Raw genomic sequence first — 23268 nt, forward strand, 5'->3', positions numbered from 1 at the left:
GAACTTGGTCAGGCCACAGTTTATGAATTCAGATAAAATCTCCACAAAACGCATTCAATCCGGTGGATGTGCTATCCATTGTCAGGATTGCAGTATCAGTCAGTTGTGTATCCCCTTTACTCTCAATGACGCAGAGTTAGATCAGCTGGACAGCATTATTGAGCGTAAAAAGCCTATCCATAAGGGTCAGGAGTTATTTAAAGCCGGGGACGAGCTGAAAGCGCTGTACGCTATTCGTTCAGGCACAGTGAAAACCTATACCATCACCGAGCAAGGCGACGAACAAATTACCGCTTTTCATTTAGCTGGCGACTTGGTGGGTTTTGACGCTATCAACGACCATAAACACCAAAGTTTTGCCCAGTCTCTCGAAACCTCTATGGTATGCGAGATTCCGTTTGAAACATTGGATGAGCTTGCCGGTAAGGTGCCTAAGCTCCGACAGCAAATTATGCGCCTGATGAGCAGTGAAATTAAAAGCGATCAGAATATGATCCTGCTGCTCTCTAAGAAAAATGCCGAAGAGCGTCTGGCAGCGTTTCTCTATGATTTGTCATGCCGTTTCTCAGAGCGTGGGTTTTCTGCCCGCGAATTCCGGCTGACTATGACCCGTGGAGATATTGGAAACTATCTGGGACTGACGGTTGAAACAATCAGCCGTCTGTTAGGACGTTTCCAAAAATCCGAGATCATTGGCGTGAAAGGCAAGTACATCACGGTTCTCGATCGTGAGCAGCTAGCTCTGCTAGCCGGTGCGACTAATTGTAAATAGTTTTATAAAAATTGATGGGCTTGATGCCCATCAACTTTTACTGTAATTCCTCTTCAAAGTCCTCCATTTCCTCGCAGCAATCCGTTACAGTGAATATACTAATCTGAATACAAACAGTTTTTCAGATCAGGTCGATTGCGAATCCGTTGAGACAGGGGGCAGTTATGAACACATACAAAAACATCCTCGTAGTGGCCGATCCACTGCAGAACAACCAACCGGCTTTGTCACGCGCAGTACACCTCGCTGAAAAAAGTGAGAATGTTCACATCACTGTATTCCTTGCCATTTACGATTTTTCTTACGAAATGACATCCATGCTCTCGTCGGATGAACGCCAGGCCATGCGACGCGGGGTTATCCAACAGCGCGAAGAATGGTTAAAAGACATTATCCGCCCTCATGTCACCGCTGGCGTTGATATCGACATCCTTGTTGTGTGGCACAATCGCCCCTATGAAGCCGTTATAGCCGAGGTGTACAGCCATCATCACGACCTACTGATAAAAGCCACTCATAAACACGACAAAATCGGCTCTGTGATTTTTACCCCTACCGACTGGCATTTATTGCGCAAATGTCCATGCCCCGTGCTTTTGGTCAAAGAGCACAGCTGGCCCGAAAACGGTAAGGTACTGGCTTGTGTCAACTTAGCAGCCGAAAGTGATACGCACGAAGCACTGAACGATAAAATCATCAGCGAAGCTAAGAACATGGCAGAAGTACTGGTTGCCGAAGTCAATCTGGTCAATGCCTACCCTGCCACCCCGGTTAACATTACGATTGAATTACCTGAATTTGACCCTGCAACCTACACAGATGCGGTACGAGGCCACCATCTGACATCAATGAAGGCACTGAGGCAAAAACACGGTATTGATGAAGGTAAAACCCATGTCGTCGAAGGATTGCCTGAAGACGTCATCCCAAAAGTGGCAGAAGAGTTGGATGCAGAACTCGTAATACTGGGCACCACCGGCCGGACCGGGCTTTCTGCTGTCTTCATCGGCAATACAGCTGAGCACACTATTGACAGCCTCAACTGCGACTTGCTTGCCCTCAAGCCAGACGGCTACATCAGCCCTCTGGATCCTAACCAATAATCTTGCTCTGAAAGCACGCCTTCAACCCGCAGGCGTGCTTTTCACCGACAACAATCGCTCAAACTGCCATTTAGCCGCTTAATTATCAATTAAGATGAAAATCACGCTGGAATCCGACGCTGGAATCCGTATCATACCCGCCATGAAATTTGCCAGTGAGCACAGATCGCGAACCCTGCTCACGGTAACCTTTATCGATGATAATTCATAACGACTTATATCATCGTGCTCAATGCATTTACCGTCGGTTGACAGAGTGATTCAATCGATGCGAAAGAGAGAAGCAATGACTCAGAATCAAGAGCTTACAAAGGCACAGAAATACAACTTCGATAAGCTGCAAAAGAAACTGCGCCGAAACACGGGCCAGGCGATTGCTGATTATAATATGATCGAAGATGGTGATCGCATTATGGTTTGTCTGTCTGGTGGTAAAGACAGCTATACCATGCTGGAAATGTTGAGCAGCCTGCAGCGCAGTGCCCCTGTCAGCTTTGAATTGATTGCAGTTAACCTTGATCAGAAACAACCTGGTTTCCCTGAACATATCTTGCCTGAATATCTTGAATCTCTGGGTGTTCCGTACAAGATAGTGAATGAAGATACTTATTCAATAGTCAAAGAGAAAGTACCGGAAGGTAAAACGACCTGCTCTCTCTGCTCTCGTCTGCGTCGCGGCATTTTGTACCGTACGGCGAAGGAAATAGGTGCAACTAAAATTGCGCTGGGTCACCACCGCGATGACATGCTGGAGACGCTTTTCCTGAACATGTTCTACGGCGGTAAAATGAAAGGCATGCCACCTAAGCTGGTCTCGGATAATGGCGAGCACGTAGTGATTCGTCCGCTTGCTTATTGCCGCGAAAAAGACATTGAACGCTACACCGAAATGAAAGCGTTCCCGATAATCCCATGCAACCTTTGTGGCTCGCAACCAAACCTTCAGCGTCAGGTCATCAAAGAAATGTTGCGCGACTGGGATAAACGGTATCCGGGCCGTATTGAGACTATGTTCACCGCTATGCAAAACGTCGTGCCCTCGCATCTGGCGGACTTTAACCTGTTTGACTTTAAATCAATCGACAAGGAATCAGGGGCGATTAACGGTGGTGATATCGCTTTTGATAAAGAAGACCTACCAAACTCACCCGTCTCTTCCGAAGGTGCCAGTGAATTTGATCCGGGTGAAAAGTTAGATATCTTGCAGGTTAATTAACTTTTACACCTATTAAAGCCGCAGACATTGCGGCTTTTTTAATCCTTTTATCATTTTCGCTGGCGAAGATACCTAATAGACATATTGCATATCAAACGCACCAGACAGAACTGATAAAGCTGAAAACACTAAAAACCAGCCAAAAATCATCACAACCTATAAAGATTTGTTCACAAAAAACCAAAAAAATTGCTAAGAACAGTCTGGTATATGGAAGTTTTATCCGTATCATACTATAGATACTTATGCGTTCAGGTACTCGCCGTGATATGTAACGCACCCCCCTGCTCAGTGGTACGTTGCGCAATAGGATCCGTGCTCATAACCAGCTATTCCTACGAATGATTTCTACAGGTTACCGAGCTGCTTCATTCCGAGTTGCATCTCCATACTCTGGCATTTTACAAGCGAGCCTGAAACTGAGTGAGGTCCAATTAAGTCTGTAGCCGTCCTGCACGCTACTAAGTCAAGATAAAGGATTAAAAATGACTTACTATCAGAAACTGGAGCAACACGCTAAAAAGCTTTCCAAGATTTCTCACTTATCCGCTATCTGCAGCTGGGATCAGGCTGCAAAAATGCCAGAAGGCGGAAATGCCGCCCGCTCCGAAGCAATGGCTGAACTGGCTCTTATCCATCATGAACTCGCAACGGCCCCTTCTCTGACTGAATGGTTCGCCAGAGCCGAAACCGAGTCTTTATCAAAAGAGCAAAAAATCAGTCTGCAAGAGATGAAACGTTCCTGGCAGAATGACAATATCCTGCCGGCTGATCTGGTGGAGAAAAAATCGCTCGCCGGTTCAAAGTGCGAGCATGCCTGGCGGACGCAACGCAAAGAAAATAATTGGCATGAGTTTAGCCAGAACCTTGAAGCCGTTGTTAAGCTGGCCAGAGAAGAAGCGCAGATTCGAGCTGAAGCAACAGGCTTAAGCCGTTATGACGCTATGATGGATCTGTATGAACCTGGCATGACGTGCGAGAAAATTGATTCTATATTTGGTCAGGTGAAAACATGGCTACCCGCATTGATTCAACAAGTCAGAGCAAAACAAGCCAGTGATCAGGTTATTACTCCTAAAGGTCCCTTCCCGATAGCTCAACAGAAAGCATTGAGTCTTGATATCATGGGCAAATTGGGATTTGATTTCAGACACGGCAGGTTGGACGTGAGTACGCACCCGTTTTGTGGCGGTGTACCGACTGATGTCCGCATTACCACCCGGTATGATGAAGCTGACTTTACCAGTGCACTCATGGGGGTTATCCATGAAACTGGCCATGCCCGTTACGAGCAAGGACTCCCTGAGCAGTGGCATGGTTTACCTGTAGGTCAGGCACGCTCAATGGGCGTTCATGAGTCACAAAGCCTGTTTTTTGAAATGCAGCTTTCGCGCAGTAAGCCTTTTATTGAAATCCTCGCCCCGTTAGCTCGCGAAGCATTTGACCGTAATAACGATAAGGCGCTGAGCACAGACAATTTGGCATTGTTCAGTACCCGGGTCGAACCTGGCTATATTCGAGTCGATGCCGATGAAGTGACTTACCCTGCACACATCATTTTACGTTACGAAATTGAGCGTGATTTGATTGAAGGCAAAATCGAAGTGGCTGATATCCCTGAGTTATGGGACAAGAAGATGACCGAGTATCTGGGGTTATCGACCAAAGGTAACTTTACTGACGGATGCATGCAGGATATCCACTGGACAGACGGCAGCTTTGGCTATTTCCCGTCTTACACTCTGGGGGCTATGTATGCGGCCCAGTTCATGGCGGCTATGCGCCGTGAAATGAATGTGGAAAACCTCATTCGTGAACGTAACCTTCAGCCTATCTTCAACTGGTTAGACAGACATGTCTGGAAAAAAGCCAGCTTCCTTTCAACAGATAACCTGCTGAAAGAAGCGACCGGCGAAACCCTGAATCCGGAACATTTCAAAGCACACCTTGAAAGTCGCTACCTCGAAGACTAACTACCGAGCAGACTAACGTGACAAGGTTGTAAACAAACAAGGGCCTGCCGGCCCTTTTTTATACCATGCTGATCTCCAGCACAGTATTGATGGCACTGCCATTCCATTTGTACACATAATGATTGGACTGACATACCTTGCTGACCAGGTTTGGCTTGTACAAGGCAAAACAATCATGGCCCTGGTGCCGTACGGAGTGATACAAGACACCATCTTGTCTTGCTTCCTTCAGCGTTATCGCCTCGGCCTGAGAATGCGCATAATTCGTAGGGTGGTAAAGCGCAGAATCCAGATACGTCTTATCTGTAAAATCAACCAAAGCGGCAGAAAACCAAGCCTGTATACTTCTCATCTGGATATCCTGTGACGGCTCCTGGGTATAGCCCAGTATCCGCTCCATGTGGTAACTCGTTTCCTTGATCGCAGTATTAATGTCTCTTGTAGCATAATACGCGCCAAAGTCCGCGGTATTAAAACGGCCCCCATCGGGGTTTACATGGGTAAAGGCGGCCATCACGTAGCTGCAGTGAGGAATACCAACCAGCCTTTCCTCGACCGGCACACGAGCAAACTGTCCCGTTTCCTCAGCCAGACGAGGGTTGGTCAGAGCTTCAACGGCAAAAATAGCTTCCAGTTGATCAGGCTCAGCGACATCTTCATACAGATTAATTGGCGGATACTTGGAGGGAATTAATCGATAGCATGGCTGCTCCCTGAATGGCTTGAGAGTGTATGCGTTCTGCATGTCAGGACCGTCCTCCGCGCCAGGCGTTCAACCGTGTAGCCACTTCGTACAAATCGGCAACCTTACCCTGGCCCATCACCTCCATCGCACTTCGCCCGGCAAAAAACGGGTGTGAATTAGGCTTCTGCACCCATTGATAAACACTGTCTTCATGAGTAAATAAAATGCGCAGGCATTTATGAATATTCAGTATGTAGCTCATCCGCTCCAGCAAGTCTTTAGACACTTTGGCCGACTCAGGGCTGGCACGGTATTTGTTCAGTGTTGAGCGGCTTGATAAACCAAGCAGAGCCATCTGCTGATTCTGGCTGCAACTCCACTTATCCAGAATGTTGAAAACGACTGGCAGTACCTTATTGCCTGCATGTTCAATCGGCTCATTCGCCGCCACGGTACGGGTGTTCATGATCACCGCCTTAGATTATCCATTTATGGACTTAGTTTAGCATTAAGTCTATAAATGAACAAAATACTGAGGCTATAGGTATCAAGCGACTTATCAATGTAAAACAGAAACTGGGCCGACCAACGCCGTGGTCAGCCCTAGATAGCGAGAAGTTAAGTTATTGCGGGGATGATTCAAGCCAGGGCGTAATGCGAATCGCTGGAGATGGTAAGGTCAACACAGTGTTTTCAGGGAGCTGCTTGACTTTCACAATCGCTTTCCCCGCTTCGATGGGGATCACGGCATCGTCAGAAACAGTGATAACACCCGTCTCCTCAGCAGCAAAATGCATCACAACACCGCTGACCTCTGGCATAAACCAGGATGAGAACATTCCCCCCAAGTCATTTAAGAGTATGTCCATTTGCGGTAGCAGGCGATCCAACGTTTCTTTGTTGATGGCTAACCCTAAAGGCTTGCTGACGATAACCTGCATAGACACATCGCAGGTGATTCCGTCATCTATCACAAAAGTGACGTCAGGATTTGCCTGGCGCAGGTTATTGTCGATTGGCACTACCAGGGCATTATCGGCAGGAATAACGAGCTCTTCATAATGCTCTTCTTTCTGCATCCAGCCTTTGCGGACAGTACAGGTTTCACCGGTTTGCTGATTGATCAGATACAAAGCAATGTTCACATCAGGGTGAGATTCAGCAACATTGTGCTTGAGTTTGCCGAAAAGATTGCTGTAACGCATCTCAATATTCTGCGCCCATACATTACCGGAAAGAGTGAGCAGGCCGGAAGTAAGAAGAAGGGTTTTAATAAAAGAAGTGCTCATCAACGGTTAGCCCTGTTGCCAAAATTGTTTGTTATGACGGATCATACCCTGAATTTCGTCCACGTACTCTTGTCCACGTTCAGAATATCGGTGCAGTCCTTCCGCAAGCTTTAACCCGGTAACAGGTTGACCTGCAGCACGCTCGTTAGCTCTGATATCCCGAAGCTCCGCATAAGCGCGATTGCGGTTCACATTCATAAAATAAGCGTGAACCGACTGAGCAGCATCAGAGAAAACGGCGACTTCATGCTTCGCTCCTTCCCCCCTGGCACTGGGAACCAAGCCACAGCCTTGGGTATAACACCACTGTCCAAAATAATTATGCCCTTCAACGGCAAACCGCGACGTCCCCCATCCCGATTCGTTGGCCGCCTGACTCAATACCAGCTCTTCAGGGATCATATCCACACGAAGCAACATAGCATCCAGCCAGGATTCTGTGACAGCGTCACTAGTGAGTTCGTGGTTATAAGCATCGCCAAGCTGGCGGGCTTCACTGAGATCGTTTGGGCTGATCGCCTGCCCGACCTTCAGCTGGGTTTGAATGGCCAGCAAAAAAGAACGCTCCTGACTGACTCTGGCATTCTCTTGTTGCACGAACGGACGTAAGAACGTGAAAAATGATTGCTTCTTCAGGTTCACGTCTTCCATAACGTTAAAATCTGGCCGGGTGGCTTCATCTTGGGTATTCACTGCTTGCTTTTCAGGCTCAGCGCAACCTACAAATAACAATGTGCATCCAGCAACCGCAAAGTGTCTGACATTTTTTATCACGCGTTAAATACCTTGCTTTCTTCTTCTGTTTTATTGCCTTGATCTTCCCCGTCACCGCCTTTATCAACTGTTGTGACTTGCAAGGTAATGCCGAACAAATTGCGGTAGACAATTGCTTTCACGTTAAAGAAGAAAGGAATTGTCCAGATCAATCCGATGCCAGCGGTAGCAAAAGAGATAAAGAACAAAACCAGCACCGCCAGAAAAATGGCCGATAAAGGCAAAATTTTACGGAATGTGGCCACGACAGAGTACTGGATCGCTTTTAATGGGCTGACACGTTTTTCACACACCAGTGTGATCGTCATGCTGAAAGCCATAGTTAAAAACAACCCAATTAATGGGAACAATGCATTACCTATGCCCTGCAGCGAGGATGTCAACAACATAGTGACAACAGAGACTACGGCAAATGGAAACCCTTTCACCAAATAACGCGGTTTGGTTGGCAGGCCAACCGCATGGTTCAGCGCCATCAGGCTGACACCGGCATACAAGGGGGCGCTTAATACATCCGACCAGAAATTGGCCATAAAACCCGCTTCAACAATATCAGGTGTGATCCCTTCGCCACTGACAATAGCATCAAAGAAAATAGCAGGGTTACCCAGTTGCACTTGCAGCGCTATCAGCAAGAGAGCAAGCTGCGCTAAAAACAGCCCTGCAATTGCTGGGAAGAAGGTCAGAAAATGCTTTGCCGTCACCTTCCAGGCTTCTTGAAGTACCGCGACAGACTGTAAGTCTGCTTTGCCTGACAGCGCCTTGTCGATTGAGCCGCCAACCTGAAGACTTTTATTACTCATGCAGATAGTTGATTCACATTAAATTAGAACAATGGGCCCGATTGTACGCTACCGTTTGCGCTAAACAAATCGCGTCATCGTTAAAAAATGCTTCAATGCCTCAAAATGGTGGAAATTTGTCGTTCAATTTAGGGTTTTGTTCAGATTTCATCTAAGATCAGTAGTCAATTTGCAATCTAAATTCTGCATTATTAGCCTTTAAACCCCTCAGATAATGCGATGAACTCCGTTGAAATCATTTGCAAAACTGATGAACGAAAAAGTCGCCTGTACAATATAAAAAATACTTTGAATTATACCTATGGGGGTCTATCATCCGGCTCCTGAAATTGACCAAGAAAATGCAGGCAAAAAAATTGCAGGCACGATGTGGAGACCAGGTAGAGTTGAACACAAACATCACATCCAAAGAACCGGTTATTCAGCTCAAAGGGCTGAGCAAGAGCTTTGACGGTAAACAAATTATCACCGGATTAGATCTCAACGTGAATGACGGTGAGTTTTTAACCATTTTAGGCCCCTCCGGCTGTGGTAAAACCACTGTCCTTCGCCTTATCGCTGGTTTTGAAGATGCTGACCAGGGGCAGATTATTATTGCCGGTCAGGACGTGACTGCCGTTCATGCGGAGCAGCGGCATGTTAATACTGTATTCCAGAGTTATGCCTTATTCCCGCACATGACAGTGTTCGAAAATGTTGCCTTTGGTCTGCGCATGCAAAAAGTGCCAGAAAAAGAGATCAAACCACGTGTGATGGAAGCTTTACAAATGGTTCAGCTGGAGCAGTTCGCTCCCCGCCAGCCACATCAGTTATCCGGTGGTCAGCAGCAACGCGTTGCCATAGCGCGAGCTGTGGTGAACAAGCCGAAAGTTCTGCTGTTGGATGAATCACTTTCTGCGCTGGATTATAAGCTACGTAAGCAGATGCAACTGGAGCTGAAACAGCTGCAGCGTCGTCTGGGCATTACTTTCATTTTCGTCACACATGATCAGGAAGAAGCGCTGTCGATGTCAGACCGCATTATCGTTATGCGTGATGGACGTATTGAGCAAGATGGCACACCGCGTGAAATTTATGAAGAGCCAAGCAACCTGTTTGTTGCCCGTTTCATCGGTGAAATTAATGTGTTCGATGCCACTGTGATTGAGCGTCTTGACGAAAAACGTATTAAAGCCATTGTCGAAGGCCGTGAGGCAGTGATCCATTGTGATCTTGATGTGCAGCAACATGCTCCGCTTAAAGTGCTGCTTCGCCCTGAAGATATCCGTCTGGAAGAAATCAACGAAAACGAAGAAAGCTGGGGCCTAATGGGCCATGTGCGTGAGCGAACCTATAAAGGGATGACGCTGGATTCAGTTGTTGAGATCGAAACGGGCAAGTCTGTCATGGTGAGTGAATTCTTTAACGAAGATGATCCAGATGTAGACCACTCCCTGGATCAAAAAGTAGCTATCACCTGGGTTGAAAGTTGGGAAGTGGTACTGGCTGATGACGAAGAAGCTTAATCTGCAAAATATCATCATTTCGGTGATTGTAGGATGGTTACTGGTTTTTGTATTCATCCCGAACCTGATGATTATTGGCACCAGTTTTTTGACTCGTGATGATGCAAATCTGATTGATTTAACCTTCACGCTGGAAAACTACGCACGCTTGTTTGACCCTTTATATGGTCAGGTGATGCTGCATTCGTTCTACATGGCTGGCATGGCAACAGTCTTATGCCTGCTGGTGGGTTATCCGTTTGCCTACAGTATTGCCAAAATGCCGGCAAAGTGGCGCCCGTTCATGCTGTTTCTGGTGATCGTACCGTTCTGGACCAATTCACTGATTCGAACTTACGGCCTGAAAATCATGCTGGGCACCCAGGGCGTATTCAATAGCAGCCTGATGGCCTTAGGGATTATTGATAAGCCCCTGCGTATTATGTACACAGAGTATGCGGTAATGATTGGCCTGGTTTATATCTTGCTGCCATTCATGGTGCTGCCCTTGTATTCCGCCATTGAGAAGCTGGATAACACTTATATTGAAGCCGCTCGTGATCTGGGCGCGAACAAGCTTCAGACGTTTATTCGTGTTATTGCACCATTAACAATGCCGGGTGTGATTGCGGGCTGCCTGCTGGTCTTTTTGCCGGCAATGGGTATGTTCTACATTTCCGACCTGCTCGGCGGTGCCAAAAACCTGCTCATCGGTAACGTCATTAAGAGTCAGGTACTGAACGCCCGTGACTGGCCTTTTGGCGCAGCAACAAGTATCGCGCTGACAATTTCAATGGCAATTCTGCTGTATGCCTATTACCGGGCTGGCAAGCTACTCAACCGTAAAGTGGAGTTGGACTAACTGTGGGACGTTTTTTCAAAGTCAGTCTGATGTCGGTAGTGTACGCATTCCTGTACATTCCCATCATTATTCTTATCGTTAACTCATTCAACGCCAGTAAGTTTGGGATGAAATGGGGCGGCTTTACCACTAAGTGGTATGAGCAGCTTGTGAACAATGACAGTTTAATGCAGGCAGCCTGGCACTCACTGAATATTGCCGTTTACTCTGCAACGGCAGCGGCCATTATTGGCAGTCTGACTGCCGTTGCCTTGTTCCGTTACCAGTTCAAGGGTAAAAGTTTTGTCAACGGCATGCTGTTTGTGGTCATGATGTCACCAGATATCGTGATGGCAATTTCGCTGCTGGCACTTTTTATTCTTATGGGCGCGAAACTGGGATTCCTGACACTGCTGCTGTCTCATATCACTTTTTGTCTCCCATTCGTTGTGGTGACAGTGTATAGCCGTTTGAAAGGCTTTGATGTGAAAATGCTGGAAGCTGCCCGTGATTTGGGCGCCAGTGAATGGGTCATACTCAAGCAGATCATCCTGCCACTGGCTAAACCCGCAGTTTTTGCTGGTTGGCTGCTCAGTTTCACCCTGTCACTGGATGATGTAATTGTAAGCTCTTTCGTAACGGGACCAACGTATGAGATCCTGCCGCTGAAAATTTACTCTATGGTAAAAGTGGGTATTTCGCCGGAAGTTAATGCACTGGCCACTGTCATGTTGATCGTGTCGCTGACCTTGGTTGTACTGTCGCAAATCATTGTGCGGGACAAGACGAAATAAGTTGCGTTTAATTTTATCTGCATGATAATCGTACCGAAATACGGCCGAGGAAACTCGGCCGTTTACGCAGGAGACAAAGGTTTGACTCCTGTTTTATTAACCATCCCAGCAGGGATTTTGGAGTTATCACATCAATGAAAAAATGGTCCGCGTTTCTGGCCAGCGCCGCATGCGCCGCTACTCTGGTATCTGGTAGTGTCAATGCAGCCGATGAAGAATTAGTCTTTATGAACTGGGGTCCGTACATTTCTACGGAACTACGTGAACAGTTCACTAAAGAAACGGGCATTAAAGTCATTTATTCGACTTATGAGTCGAACGAAACCATGTACGCCAAACTTAAAGCGCACCCGGAAGGATACGATCTGGTTGTTCCTTCAACCTATTTTGTCGCCAAAATGCGCGATGAAGGCATGCTGCAGAAGATCGACAAGTCGAAACTGAGCAACTTCAAAAACCTTGATCAGAATTATCTGAATAAGCCGTTCGATCCGAACAATGAATACTCTATACCTCACGTTTTGGGTATCACTGGCCTTGCCGTGAACACTGAAATGTATGACCCGGCTGACTTTGACAGCTGGGAAGATCTGTGGGATCCGAAATATCGTGGTCAGCTGATGCTGATGGATGACACACGCGAAGTTCACCATATCGCCCTGAAGATTCTGGGTTACTCAGGTAACACCACAGATCCGAAACAAATCGCTGAAGCTTATGAAAAGCTGAAAGAGCTGATGCCTAATGTACTGGTGTTCAACTCGGATAACCCGGCTGCACCTTATATGGCTGGCGAAGTTGGCTTAGGCATGCTGTGGAATGGCTCAGCGGCGGCGGCTCAGCGTGAAGGCCTGCCCATTGAACTGGTTTGGCCAAAAGAAGGCGGCATTTACTGGGTCGATAACCTATCGATAACCAGCAATGCAAAAAACACGGAAGCCGCTCATAAGATGATCGACTTCCTGCTACGCCCTGATGTTGCCGCGAAAATTTCAGAAGAAACCGGTTATCTGACAGGTGTGGAAGCATCAAATGCAAAATATAAAGACAACCCTACTCTGTTTCCACCTAAAGAGGAATTAGAGCGCGGTGAGTTCCAGAATGCTGTCGGTGACGCCAACATTCTGTATGAGGAAAACTTCCTCAAGCTGAAAGCTGGTCAATAAGCGCTTTCTTTAGGCAACCAAAATGATTTGGTTGCCTTTTTTCTTATCCCCTCTGCTATACTCTCCCACTGATTCTGTAATAAATTCCATACGTTAGTAATGAGTTAATACCTCATTCTGACATATTTTGTCATCTGAAATGACACACCCTGTCCGCAAGAGAGGTGGGCATTAGTATAGCTACCAGAATGCTATGTAGGGCTTCTGAAGTTGGGAGTAACTAAATGAAAAATTGGTCTTCAATCATGGTCGGCGGTCTGTTTGCCATGTCGCTGACATCACATTCAGCGCTGGCTGCAGACGAAGAACTGTATTTCTACAACTGGTCTGAGTATATCCCAGCCAGTGTGCTGGAAGCGTTCACCAAAGAAACCGGTATCAAAGTCATCTATTCGACTTATGAGTCGAATGAGACGATGTACGCTAAATTGAAGACCTACGGTTCAGGTTACGATCTGGTCGTGCCTTCTACATATTACGTCTCTAAAATGCGTGACGAGAATATGCTGAAGAAAATCGAAAAGTCTAAACTGTCGCATTTTAAAGACCTGGATCCTAACTTCCTGAATAAGCCTTTCGACCCAAGCAATGACTACTCGATTCCCTACATTTGGGGCGCAACAGGTATTGGCGTGAATACAGATCTGATCAATGCCAAAACGATCACTGGCTGGAGTGACTTCTGGGACAGCAAATGGCAAGGCCAGCTAATGATGATGGACGATGCACGTGAATTCTTCCACATCGCATTACGTAAGTTAGGTTACTCAGCCAACACTCAAAACCCCGACGAAATTAAAGCCGCTTATGAAGAACTGAAAAAGCTGATGCCCAACGTGCTGGTCTTTAACTCAGACTACCCTGCTAACCCTTACATGGCAGGAGAAACCTCTTTGGGTATGCTTTGGAATGGTTCTGCCTACATGGCACGACAGGAAGGCGCCCCAATTGATATCGTTTGGCCTGAAGAAGGTGCCATTTTCTGGATGGACAGCCTGGCAATCCCAGCCGGCGCGAAAAACGTTGATGCCGCACATAAGATGATCGACTTTTTGCTCAAACCTGAGAACGCAGCAAAAGTTGCACTGGAAATTGGTTATCCAACCCCTGTTGCAACAGCCAAAGATAAGCTGCCAAAAACATTTGTGGATGACCCGAGCATCTACCCGCCACAAGCTGTAATGGATGCCGGTGAGTGGCAAGACAGTGTCGGTGATGCGGTATCACTGTATGAAGAATATTACCAAAAACTAAAAGCTGGCCAGTAAACAACCTTTAAGGCGTCGTAAGACGCCTTATTTTTTTAGCTTTACTTGTCTATACAAGCCTGCACTCAAGAATATTAATGTACTAGTCAGTTGGCGCTAGCAACTCATCGACGAGCTCAGGGACAATTCTTGACGCCGGTCCATAGCGTTTCTCATCAAATTCACTTTCCACAATACTCGGCTCTAAGTTGAGTTCAAGGGTGTGTGATCCGTGCATTGCAGCCTCATGAACAAAGCCCGCCGCCGGATAAACTGAACCTGATGTACCAATAGCGATAAAGAGATCGGCCGCAACCAGCGCAGAATAAATCTTATCCATTGACTGCGGCATTTCTCCGAACCAGACAACATTAGGCCTTAACGGCGCTGGAATCTGGCAGCAATGGCAGCTGTCATCCAGTGAAATATCACCGCTCCACTCAATAGTTTGACCACTTTGACTGCACTGAGCTTTAAGTAACTCACCATGCATATGAATGACATTATGGCTACCCGCTTTCTCATGCAGATTGTCTATGTTCTGCGTTATCACTGTCACCGTACCGTCGAGTTCCTTTTCCAAACGTGACAGCGCATAATGCGCAGCATTAGGTTGAACAGTTCCACTTTCTAACTGTTGACGGCGCTGATTGTAGAAGGATTGCACCAGGTAAGGGTCTCTGTTAAACCCTTCCGGTGTTGCTACATCCTCAATACGGTGGTTTTCCCACAGCCCATCCTGGTCACGAAAGGTTTTGATCCCCGACTCGGCTGATATTCCAGCGCCAGTGAGTATCACTATATTTCGATAGGGAAAATGCATCTTTCCTTGCCCTTGTTAACGTTTACCACAGTTATACCATCGACCGGACAGCAATATAACTCTTACCTTGTCAGACAATAGTCGTAAGTAGATATCGTATGAGTAATCGTTGAGGTGTGATTAATGTAAACTCTGCCAGATGAAAAGTTATAGTGCATTAAACAAAGCCATTAATCTCGTAATTAAGAATCTAACGGATGATTCTGCTTGCACGACATGTTGTTTTGCCATTCGAATTTTTCCTGAGTTTTATTATAAGAATGATTAATAAAATAGTTTATGTATCTTTGTGAAACACGATGAAAACTTTGGAGTATTTATGCAACTTTGAATAGTCTCGTCTATGCTTCACCTGTATCACACACAAAAACAATGGAGTGATGGAAATGAAGCAAAAAGCATTGGCATTATTAGTAACAACACTGTTGGCTAGCCCGGCTGCACTTGCCGTAACTCTGGAAGAAGGTACGCAAGAATTCGGCTTACAAGGTAGTCTGGATCTTGATTATGTGGATGATTATTTATTCCTGTTGAACACCTCCTATGGCTATTTCCTGATGGATGACTGGGAAATCGGGGGGGTTTTGGATGTAAACATGAGTGACAGCACCAAGACCTTCCAGCTTGGTATGTTTACTGAGTACAACTTTACCAACGACAGTAACTGGGTTCCTTATCTTGGCGCCGCTGCTCAGCTAGCCAATCTTTCGGCAGATGCAGATGATGACGTCGATTTTGATATTGAAGATGTCACTGCTTTGAATATTAAAATCGCAGGTGGTGTGAAATACTTCATCAACCCACATGTTGCCATTAGTGCAGAGGTGAACTACAACATCGCGACCGACGATATCAGCGTCACAAAAGACGGCGTTGAGGACAGCTTTACCCGATTCATTTTTGGTACAAGATTCTACTTCTGACAGTTCCTCCCATACAACGCCGCAGCAATGTGGCGTTGTAGTTTCTACAGGTCCCAACCCATTTCACTTTATTGTTTATACCTCAGTTAAATATTTTCGAGAAATCACCGAAAAATTTTTCATGAGCTGTATCAAAAAACAGACAAGTTAAACAAACCAGTCTTGCTATACCTTAAAAAAACACAATAAAAATTTATTGCTGGGTTCGATCAGACTAAGGTTAGCAGGCCGATTATGAGAAACGCTTACCCGTTGTTGGTTTTGTCATTCCAGTTTCTGACAGGCTGTGGATCCATGTCTGTCACCAATGATGCACACAATGAAGCCTTCCAAAAAGCATTGCTGCTTGTTGCAAGTAAAAGCCAGCGATGCCCTATTCCGGAAGATGTTATTGATGGTCGCTATCTGGCAACAGGCTTACCTTCTGATTATTCGCCACCTCCCTTAACTGAGCTATCAATGATCAAAGAAGAGAGTCTCTGGCAAATTCTCGCAAAAGAAAGCGATCTTCCGGTACCAAACAACGCAAGAGTGCGGAACTATAAACAATGGTATCTGAGCCGGCCATTACACCTCAAGACAGTATCAAAGCGAGCTCAACCATTTCTTTATTACATCTACCAAAATGCTCAAGCTCGTGATCTACCTATCGAACTTGTTTTACTGCCTTTCATAGAAAGTGCATTTGACCCCTATGCTCATTCACATCAAGGTGCAGCTGGGCTGTGGCAGATCACGAAACCAACAGGTAAATCATTCGGATTGCAATTTCGGCCTGGATATGACGGCAGGCTTGATATTATTGCCTCGACTCAGGCTGCACTTGATTTACTGGAATATCTTCATGATAAATTCAATGGTAACTGGCTACATGCGATTGCCGCATATAATTCCGGTGAAAGCAGAGTTCGCAAAGCAATCAAAGCCAACAAAGCGCTGGGGAAATCAACCGACTTCTGGTCGTTAGCATTACCCCGTGAAACAGAGCATTATGTCCCTAAACTGCTGGCATTAAGCCAGATAATTAAAGAAGAGAATCATACCTCTCTTCCTTTGGTATACATACCCAACAGCCCAGTATTGACGTCAGTAACGATAACACGGCAAGTGCCCCTTGCTCAGATTGCCAGTGATGCAGGACTGACCGGAAAAGCACTGTATCTGCTTAACCCAGGATACTCTGCCGGGCTAACATTAAGGCAGGAACAGAGCCAGTTACTCATACCTAAAAAACAGCTCAATCACTTTTATCAGCAGCCTGAGAAATTACACTATGTCAAGAACAAATACAGCGTTCGACATATTGAGCCTGGCGATTCTTTATATAAACTGGCCACGTTAAACAACACATCGATCAGAGATATAAAACAAGCCAACCAGTTAGTGAACAATAAAATACATGCAGGTCAGCTTTTGCTTATCCCAGTCAAATAACATTTATTCTTGAGCGCTGCCATTCACAAATTGCCAGGCTTGATTAATTTCCCAGTCAGGCTGGATGGCTAATTTCATCACTTCACCCATATTAATTAACAACTTTACGTCTGACTGATTATGCGATATTGCCAGGCCGACAATGACCCCGGCGAGTAAACAAGCCGGAGCAATCAGGCTACGAATAGCCATCAAACTTGTCAGTGCCAACACCATCAGGATAGTTGCTATATACAAATGCCCTGGGAGCTGTGTAAAAAACGCAACATAAATAGCAACGGCCTGAATGATTGCGCCCACAACTAAAAACACGATTGTCATTAATCCACCACAATAAATATTTTTATCTTATTTTTTATGAGTATAGACAAATATTTCGTCATAGGATGAAATTCTTATCACCATTTTTTTATGTGAATTTTTTATGCTTATACACCAATTCTCAGTCTAATTGTTAAAACGAACTATACTGAAAATAAAGAAAGTGCCTTTCTTGCAATAATGAAAGGAGCATAACAACAGTGAGCAGTCACCGGGGGAGTATTCATGCATCATGACGAAATGATCGTACCAAGCGCCGTTGGTCTTATCGGCCGGACAGCAAGTGTGGCCGGTTTCATCTTAGCGGCAGGACTGCTATTAATGCTCTTTTAAACTCTACTCACTGGCACATCCAACTGAACGTCAACTGCCTGAGCACAAACTGGCGTTCGAGAGCGAATGCATTGATAGTTGTAGACGACAATTAGCATCAACCACATGAGATAAAATTTGGGTACTCAGCCAGCAATACTGACAGAGTACCCATTAGCATGCAGTTTCCCTACCGCTTATAATATCTGGCTCTTCTACACGCACAGATGGGTGATTCAGCAGAGCTGATTACAGCTCAAAGGTCTCGGATATTACCCTAGTATGTGATTTGTTGCATCACTTTTGTTTTCACCTCTGAATCAAATCAGTGTTCTGCCACATTTTCAGCTGGCTAGACCATTTACTCTGTTGATATCAGGTAAACTACCAGGATTACGATGATCTAAGGTAGTTCCAACTCAATGTTTTTAGATTCTTACTTCGCCGAGCATAATGGTGCTTATACATTTACCCGCGAACAAGCCAGCCATTTTGCCAAAAAAGTCGCTGGCGATTTCAACCCAATCCACGATGCCGATAACAAACGTTTTTGTGTTCCGGGCGACCTCCTCTTTTCTGTCATGCTGGCAAAAACAGGATTGAGCCAGAAAATGCGTGTGGAATTTGCAGGTATGATCACTGATGGCGTAGCCCTGGCTATCAACACGAAATCATCCAACGATCTGTCACTCGTCGATGAAAAAGGCAAAGAATACCTTCACGTCCTTCGCGAAGGTGAAGTCACCCACAATGCCAGCCTTATCGAAACAGTTACCAAAAATTATGTGCAATTTTCCGGAAAGAATTTCCCGCACATCATGGTGCCTTTAATGGAGTCTAAGCAGGTAATGATCAATCCTGCCCGCCCGCTGGTTATCTATGAAAGCATGGAACTGGAATTCAGCCGGCTGGACCTTGAAGCGCCAACCGTTGAGCTTACTGATTCCATTCTCGAATCTGACGGTAAGCGTGGTAGCGTAACGCTGGCATTCAGCTTTACAGAGCACGGTGAAGTCGTGGGTGAAGGTCGTAAGCGTATGCTGATGAGTGGTCTTAAGCCATACTGCCAGAACGACATAGATGATCTGGTCGCCCGCTTTAACGCCAGAAAAGAAGCTTACCAGGCAGCATAATTTGACAAATGTGTCTGGAAACCTTAAACCGCTTCTAGACACACTTTACTCCGCCTGCTACATTTCATGCACTTAATACCTGTTTATTACTTTGGAGGACACAAGATGATTGTATTAACAACTCTCTGGGCACAGAAACAGGCAAAGAACCAGTAAGCGAAAAAGATAACAGGACACCCTCTCCGCTTCTGCCCTTTCCTCTTCTATTGCCCGGTTCTGAATAACCGGGGACATATTGCCCCTGAATTTTACCATTTCAGTTAATGACGCCTGTGCTGCGTCAGGGGTAAACACATCATGACAACAACGATTTCTACACCAACGTATTCTTTGCAAAAACTTGGTTGGAAACCTTATTTTCAACAGCTGCTGTCTCTCGATGAATGGGATCAGATGAAACCAGCCCGGGTATGTGCTTTACACAGAAACCGACTGGACGTTTTCTCAGAGCACGGCCATTTGTCGATACCTGTTCTGCCTAATATGCCTGAACTCGCTGTCGGAGACTGGATATTACTGTCTGGCGAAGACCATTTTGTCCGCCTGCTGGAGCGCTTTTCCCGCTTCTGGCGAAAAGCCGCAGGTAGCAAAATTGAAGAACAGCTCATCGCCAGCAATGTCGATACCGTTTTTATCGTCTGCTCACTGAACCAGGATTTTAATCTCAGTCGTATAGAGCGTTATCTGGCTCTTGCTCACCAGTCTGGTGTTGAGCCAGTTATTGTTCTGTCTAAGGCCGATTGTGTTGACGATCCCACCCTTTTCGTCGAACAGGTACGTCACATCGATAACATGTTATTGGTTGAGTACGTCAATGGATTAGACAGAGACAGTGTCGCTAAACTGGCACCTTGGTGCAGAACAGGTAAAACGGTTGCTTTTCTGGGCTCTTCGGGTGCGGGGAAATCCACCCTGGTCAATACCCTGCTTGCCACTGAAACACAGCAAACAGCCAGTATCAGAGAGGAAGACAGTAAAGGCAGACATACCACGACCGCAAGGTCACTGCATCTGATGCAAGGTGGCGGTCTTCTGCTGGACACACCTGGTATGCGTGAACTCCAGTTAGCCGACTGCAGTGAAGGTCTGTCAACCACTTTCGCGGATATAGAAACGCTGGCAGAACAATGCCGGTTTGGCGACTGTGCTCACCAGTATGAGCCTGGCTGCGCCGTACTGGCTGCCATTGAATCCGGCGCGCTTGAAGAACGCAGGTTGCGCAATTATCTCAAGCTGAATCGCGAAGTGACCTTCAATACTGCCAGCATTGCGGAGAAACGAGCCAAATCGAAACAGCTGGGGCGCATGTATCGTACGATACAAAGCACTAACCGGAAGCATAAAAATCGAGAGTAACCAGCAACGAATAAACAACGCCCTCCGAAATGAGGGCGTTGTTTCATAGTGAAAAAGTCTTGCTACTCAGTAACCAGCGAACTCTCAGATGGGGCAACTTCTGTTTCTCGGTGTAGCCTGATGGCGGCCAGCGGACCAGTCAGTAATGTGAAGGCCATAAGCAATGAAACAGGTACAGCCGTAATCACAATAAAAGATTGCAGGGCATTCAATCCCCCATCACCGGCCAGCAGTAATACCGCGGCCACAGCCCCCATTGCGATCGCCCAGAACAAACGATGCCCTCTGGCCGGTTCATTCTTACCTGAGGTCACCATCGCAATGGCATACGCCATAGAATCCCCGGTTGTGACAACAAAAGTTGTCGTCAGCACAAGAAAAGCCGGAATGAGCCATTCGCTGAAAGGCAGTTGAGACAAGGTTGCTAATAACACTGCAGGCAAGCCCCCTTCACTTAAGGGTTCTGAAATAACACCAGGTTGAGTCAGTTCAAAATAAATACCTGAGCCGCCAAGCACAGTAAACCAGAAATGGGTCACCAGAGGCGCACCGATAGCCACTGTCATGACCAGCTCCCGAATACTGCGGCCAACCGTGATGCGGGCAATGAAGATTGCCATCATAGGCGCGAAGCCGATAAACCACCCCCAGAAAAACCATGTCCACCAGGCGTTCCAATCCGGAGAAGCGTTTGTCAGGCTCATCGCAGGAAAGTGCTGGATATAAACAGTCATCGCTTCGGCAAACTTTTCAAAGATGAAGCCCGTTGGCCCCAGCAATAACATAACCACCAGCAGCAAGACGGCGACGATCACATTAAAGCGACTCAACCACTGCAGTCCCTTATCCATCCCTGTCGCTGCAGATAAGGAATAAATTGTGACCACTACCGCCAGCAAACCAATCTGAGTCAGTACCGAGTTATCCAATCCGGCAACAACATGCAGGCTGTAACCCAGTTGTGAGGCTAAAAAGCCTATCGGTCCGATTGTGCCAGCGGCGACGGCAAGTATTGAGCTTGCATCAATCACCGAACCCAGCCAGTGATTTTCCAGTCGGTCACCCACCAGCGGATACAACAAAGCTCTCGGTCTGAGCTTGATCCCTTTCTGATGGTGCGCATACATCAGCACGATTGTTGCTAATGTACCCAGCACAGCCCAGGCCAGAAATCCCCAGTGCAAAAAGCTTTGACTCAGCGCAGGCGCAGCCGTTTCTGGCTGACGCGCCGCCAAGCCATCAAAGGATGGCGGCGTGGTCACGAAGTGATAAATAGGCTCAGCTGCAGACCAGAACACGCCGCCACCAGCAAGCAGAGTGCACATGATCATGGCAGTCCAGCGAAACTGACCGATTTCAGGCCGTTTTGTATTACCGAGCTTTATTTTGCCCAGGGGCGACAGCGCCAGACACAGTGCAAGAATAAAGTTCAGTACCATCAGCCATTGCCAAAAGTAGCCGAAGCTAGCGGTTGAAAGTGCAAAAAGGGATTGGATGGAAGAGGATACCCATGACAGGTCTACCAGCGCAGCAATCAGGAACAGACTGAGGAAACCAATGGTTAGAGCTGAAACCATTTTATCAGCACTATTTCGTTCGGAGGTTTGCATAAAATTCTCACCAGTTGTGTGAGGGGACGCACATTACCAGCTTAGAAACAGTAAATCTAACTCCATTGGTCAAATTAAGCTCAAAAAACAGCCAAAGAGAAGTAAGTGGTGAATTATTGAACAGGTAGATAAACCTGCATTGAATTTCCTTGCATTCTGAAAAAAGTTTGAACTCGAACCAATTTCCAATAACCAGACCCGTCAGATCTGGTTACATTCAAGGGTCTCTGAGGCTATGGTTTGACTTTCTGGCAGATGGCTTCAGCAAGATAGTGAGTATTCAGGTTTCGTGCCACCAGAGAGGCTTCCATTTTTCCGTTCGCCACCACATCCAGCCAGTGGGCAATCATGGCAGTAAACCCTTTACTATCGAGCATGGGGGTCCAGTCTGGCAGCGCCAGCGCCTGTTCACGGCCTTCATCCCATTGCTTACCCGTTACCAGTGAATCAAAATGACAGGTCAGATTCTCATAGTTGATCGTCACATGTTCTGCTGTCACGCCATTCAGTCGATTCATTGATGCCTGAAATATGGCTTCATCAAGCTGCCATTCAACATCCAATCGCGCAAGTTTTCCCTGGTGAGACTGAGTTACAATATGCAGATCATTTTCACTCACCTGCCCGGAAATATTCACGCTGTCCAGCGCATGGATAAAATCATCAAACACAAAGGTTCGGGTATCACCGGGCAGATTCAGTCGGTGTTTTTGCCATTTCAAACCCAGTAATTTCTTACCCTCAGCCACTGACGAATCGCTCAGATAAGGCTTTATCAGTGGTAAATATCGGCGATTAAAACCAAGGAACAATGGGCATTGTTTTTCTTCGGCCAATTCATAAAGAGTCTCGCACTGCTGGTAATTATCGGTAAGAGGCTTATCAACGAAAACGGCAATGCCTTGATTCAGAAAAAAGCGCGCAATATCAAAATGGGAAGAGGTTGCGCTGTGAATCATGACACCGTCTACGCCCAGCGCCACCAGTCCGCGATAATCTGTCACCGCATCCTGAATTCTGTGTGTTCGGACAAGTTGCTTTAGTGTGTCTTCATTGCGGGTACAGAATACCAGCTCAAGGTCCGGCCATTGAGTGAGTACAGGCAAATACGCTTTGCGAGCTATATCCCCTAAACCAATAATGCCAATCTTCATCATTCCTCCTTGTTAAAGCCCAAATGGCCGATACAAAAAAGCCCTCGTCTGTGAC

The 23268-nt window shown here is 46.4% G+C and carries 22 protein-coding genes; 13 read left to right on the forward strand and 9 right to left on the reverse strand.

The features are described from left to right. Window positions 1-22 precede the first annotated feature (22 nt). The 4 genes from KCG43_RS10135 to KCG43_RS10150 all read left to right on the forward strand — a co-directional run bounded on the left by KCG43_RS10135 (window position 23) and on the right by KCG43_RS10150 (window position 5064). The gene (locus KCG43_RS10135) at window positions 23-772 is read left to right on the forward strand and encodes an FNR family transcription factor (protein ID WP_192017116.1); all 750 of its coding nucleotides are present in this window, start codon (window positions 23-25) and stop codon (window positions 770-772) included. Window positions 773-936: 164 nt separating this feature from the next. Further along, window positions 937-1875 carry a universal stress protein UspE gene (gene uspE / locus KCG43_RS10140; protein WP_218384651.1) on the forward strand — a complete coding sequence of 313 codons (939 nt, stop codon included), beginning with the start codon at window positions 937-939 and terminating at the stop codon, window positions 1873-1875. Window positions 1876-2161: 286 nt separating this feature from the next. Further along, entirely contained in the window at window positions 2162-3091 is a 930-nt protein-coding gene (gene ttcA, locus KCG43_RS10145; protein WP_192017118.1) for a tRNA 2-thiocytidine(32) synthetase TtcA, read from the forward strand. A 485-nt stretch (window positions 3092-3576) separates the two neighbouring features. Further along, complete coding sequence (locus tag KCG43_RS10150; RefSeq protein WP_218384652.1) at window positions 3577-5064, forward strand: carboxypeptidase M32; 1488 nt, start codon at window positions 3577-3579, stop codon at window positions 5062-5064. Between the two features lie 58 nt (window positions 5065-5122). Here KCG43_RS10150 and KCG43_RS10155 read toward each other — a convergent pair whose 3' ends face one another. The 5 genes from KCG43_RS10155 to KCG43_RS10175 all read right to left on the reverse strand — a co-directional run bounded on the left by KCG43_RS10155 (window position 5123) and on the right by KCG43_RS10175 (window position 8615). Continuing rightward, window positions 5123-5809, reverse strand: a complete 687-nt coding sequence (locus KCG43_RS10155) for an RES family NAD+ phosphorylase (RefSeq protein WP_218384653.1) — start codon at window positions 5807-5809, stop codon at window positions 5123-5125. Window position 5810: 1 nt separating this feature from the next. Next, window positions 5811-6215, reverse strand: a complete 405-nt coding sequence (locus KCG43_RS10160) for an MbcA/ParS/Xre antitoxin family protein (protein ID WP_036759448.1) — start codon at window positions 6213-6215, stop codon at window positions 5811-5813. Window positions 6216-6372: 157 nt separating this feature from the next. After that, a complete protein-coding gene (locus KCG43_RS10165) occupies window positions 6373-7038 on the reverse strand; it encodes a DUF2987 domain-containing protein (RefSeq protein ID WP_192017121.1) in 666 nt (221 codons plus the stop codon). Between the two features lie 6 nt (window positions 7039-7044). Then, complete coding sequence (locus KCG43_RS10170) at window positions 7045-7731, reverse strand: glucosaminidase domain-containing protein (protein WP_237796429.1); 687 nt, start codon at window positions 7729-7731, stop codon at window positions 7045-7047. A gap of 77 nt (window positions 7732-7808) precedes the next feature. Further along, window positions 7809-8615 (reverse strand): hypothetical protein, encoded by an 807-nt coding sequence (locus KCG43_RS10175; RefSeq protein WP_218384655.1) that lies wholly within the window; start codon window positions 8613-8615, stop codon window positions 7809-7811. 386 nt (window positions 8616-9001) lie between these two features. On the opposite strand from KCG43_RS10175, the gene potA reads away from it, so the two are divergent. The 5 genes from potA to KCG43_RS10200 all read left to right on the forward strand — a co-directional run bounded on the left by potA (window position 9002) and on the right by KCG43_RS10200 (window position 14168). Next, the gene (gene potA / locus KCG43_RS10180; protein WP_218384657.1) at window positions 9002-10120 is read left to right on the forward strand and encodes a spermidine/putrescine ABC transporter ATP-binding protein PotA; all 1119 of its coding nucleotides are present in this window, start codon (window positions 9002-9004) and stop codon (window positions 10118-10120) included. Further along, window positions 10104-10961, forward strand: a complete 858-nt coding sequence (gene potB / locus KCG43_RS10185) for a spermidine/putrescine ABC transporter permease PotB (RefSeq protein ID WP_192017124.1) — start codon at window positions 10104-10106, stop codon at window positions 10959-10961. The genes potA and potB overlap by 17 nt, the downstream gene beginning before the upstream one ends. A 2-nt stretch (window positions 10962-10963) precedes the next feature. Further along, a complete protein-coding gene (potC, locus tag KCG43_RS10190; protein WP_027252235.1) occupies window positions 10964-11734 on the forward strand; it encodes a spermidine/putrescine ABC transporter permease PotC in 771 nt (256 codons plus the stop codon). A 134-nt stretch (window positions 11735-11868) separates the two neighbouring features. Further along, the gene (locus KCG43_RS10195) at window positions 11869-12900 is read left to right on the forward strand and encodes an extracellular solute-binding protein (protein ID WP_192017126.1); all 1032 of its coding nucleotides are present in this window, start codon (window positions 11869-11871) and stop codon (window positions 12898-12900) included. A 245-nt stretch (window positions 12901-13145) separates the two neighbouring features. Beyond that, a complete protein-coding gene (locus tag KCG43_RS10200) occupies window positions 13146-14168 on the forward strand; it encodes an extracellular solute-binding protein (RefSeq protein WP_225445315.1) in 1023 nt (340 codons plus the stop codon). 82 nt (window positions 14169-14250) lie between these two features. On the opposite strand, the gene cobB is transcribed toward KCG43_RS10200, so the two are convergent. Then, window positions 14251-14970 (reverse strand): Sir2 family NAD+-dependent deacetylase, encoded by a 720-nt coding sequence (gene cobB / locus KCG43_RS10205; protein WP_192017128.1) that lies wholly within the window; start codon window positions 14968-14970, stop codon window positions 14251-14253. 386 nt (window positions 14971-15356) lie between these two features. Between cobB and KCG43_RS10210 the strand changes: the two genes are divergently transcribed. Continuing rightward, window positions 15357-15893, forward strand: a complete 537-nt coding sequence (locus KCG43_RS10210; protein WP_192017129.1) for an outer membrane beta-barrel protein — start codon at window positions 15357-15359, stop codon at window positions 15891-15893. Between the two features lie 294 nt (window positions 15894-16187). Beyond that, on the forward strand, window positions 16188-17327 hold the full coding sequence (locus tag KCG43_RS10215) for a transglycosylase SLT domain-containing protein (RefSeq protein ID WP_192017130.1): 1140 nt from the start codon (window positions 16188-16190) through the stop codon (window positions 17325-17327). A gap of 3 nt (window positions 17328-17330) precedes the next feature. Here KCG43_RS10215 and KCG43_RS10220 read toward each other — a convergent pair whose 3' ends face one another. Further along, window positions 17331-17648, reverse strand: a complete 318-nt coding sequence (locus KCG43_RS10220) for a hypothetical protein (protein WP_218384658.1) — start codon at window positions 17646-17648, stop codon at window positions 17331-17333. Between the two features lie 734 nt (window positions 17649-18382). Between KCG43_RS10220 and KCG43_RS10225 the strand changes: the two genes are divergently transcribed. Then, window positions 18383-19093, forward strand: a complete 711-nt coding sequence (locus KCG43_RS10225) for a DUF3581 domain-containing protein (RefSeq protein ID WP_192017132.1) — start codon at window positions 18383-18385, stop codon at window positions 19091-19093. Window positions 19094-19390: 297 nt separating this feature from the next. After that, window positions 19391-20449, forward strand: a complete 1059-nt coding sequence (rsgA, locus tag KCG43_RS10230) for a ribosome small subunit-dependent GTPase A (RefSeq protein ID WP_218384659.1) — start codon at window positions 19391-19393, stop codon at window positions 20447-20449. Window positions 20450-20511: 62 nt separating this feature from the next. Here rsgA and KCG43_RS10235 read toward each other — a convergent pair whose 3' ends face one another. Both KCG43_RS10235 and KCG43_RS10240 read right to left on the reverse strand, forming a co-directional pair. Further along, window positions 20512-22059, reverse strand: a complete 1548-nt coding sequence (locus KCG43_RS10235; protein WP_218384660.1) for a BCCT family transporter — start codon at window positions 22057-22059, stop codon at window positions 20512-20514. A 233-nt stretch (window positions 22060-22292) separates the two neighbouring features. Then, window positions 22293-23213: a Gfo/Idh/MocA family protein gene (locus KCG43_RS10240; protein ID WP_218384813.1), complete on the reverse strand. Its 921-nt coding sequence runs from the start codon at window positions 23211-23213 to the stop codon at window positions 22293-22295. Between the last annotated feature and the right edge of the window lie 55 nt (window positions 23214-23268).

Source organism: Photobacterium sp. WH24 (genome assembly GCF_019204055.1).
Lineage (GTDB): Bacteria > Pseudomonadota > Gammaproteobacteria > Enterobacterales > Vibrionaceae > Photobacterium > Photobacterium arenosum.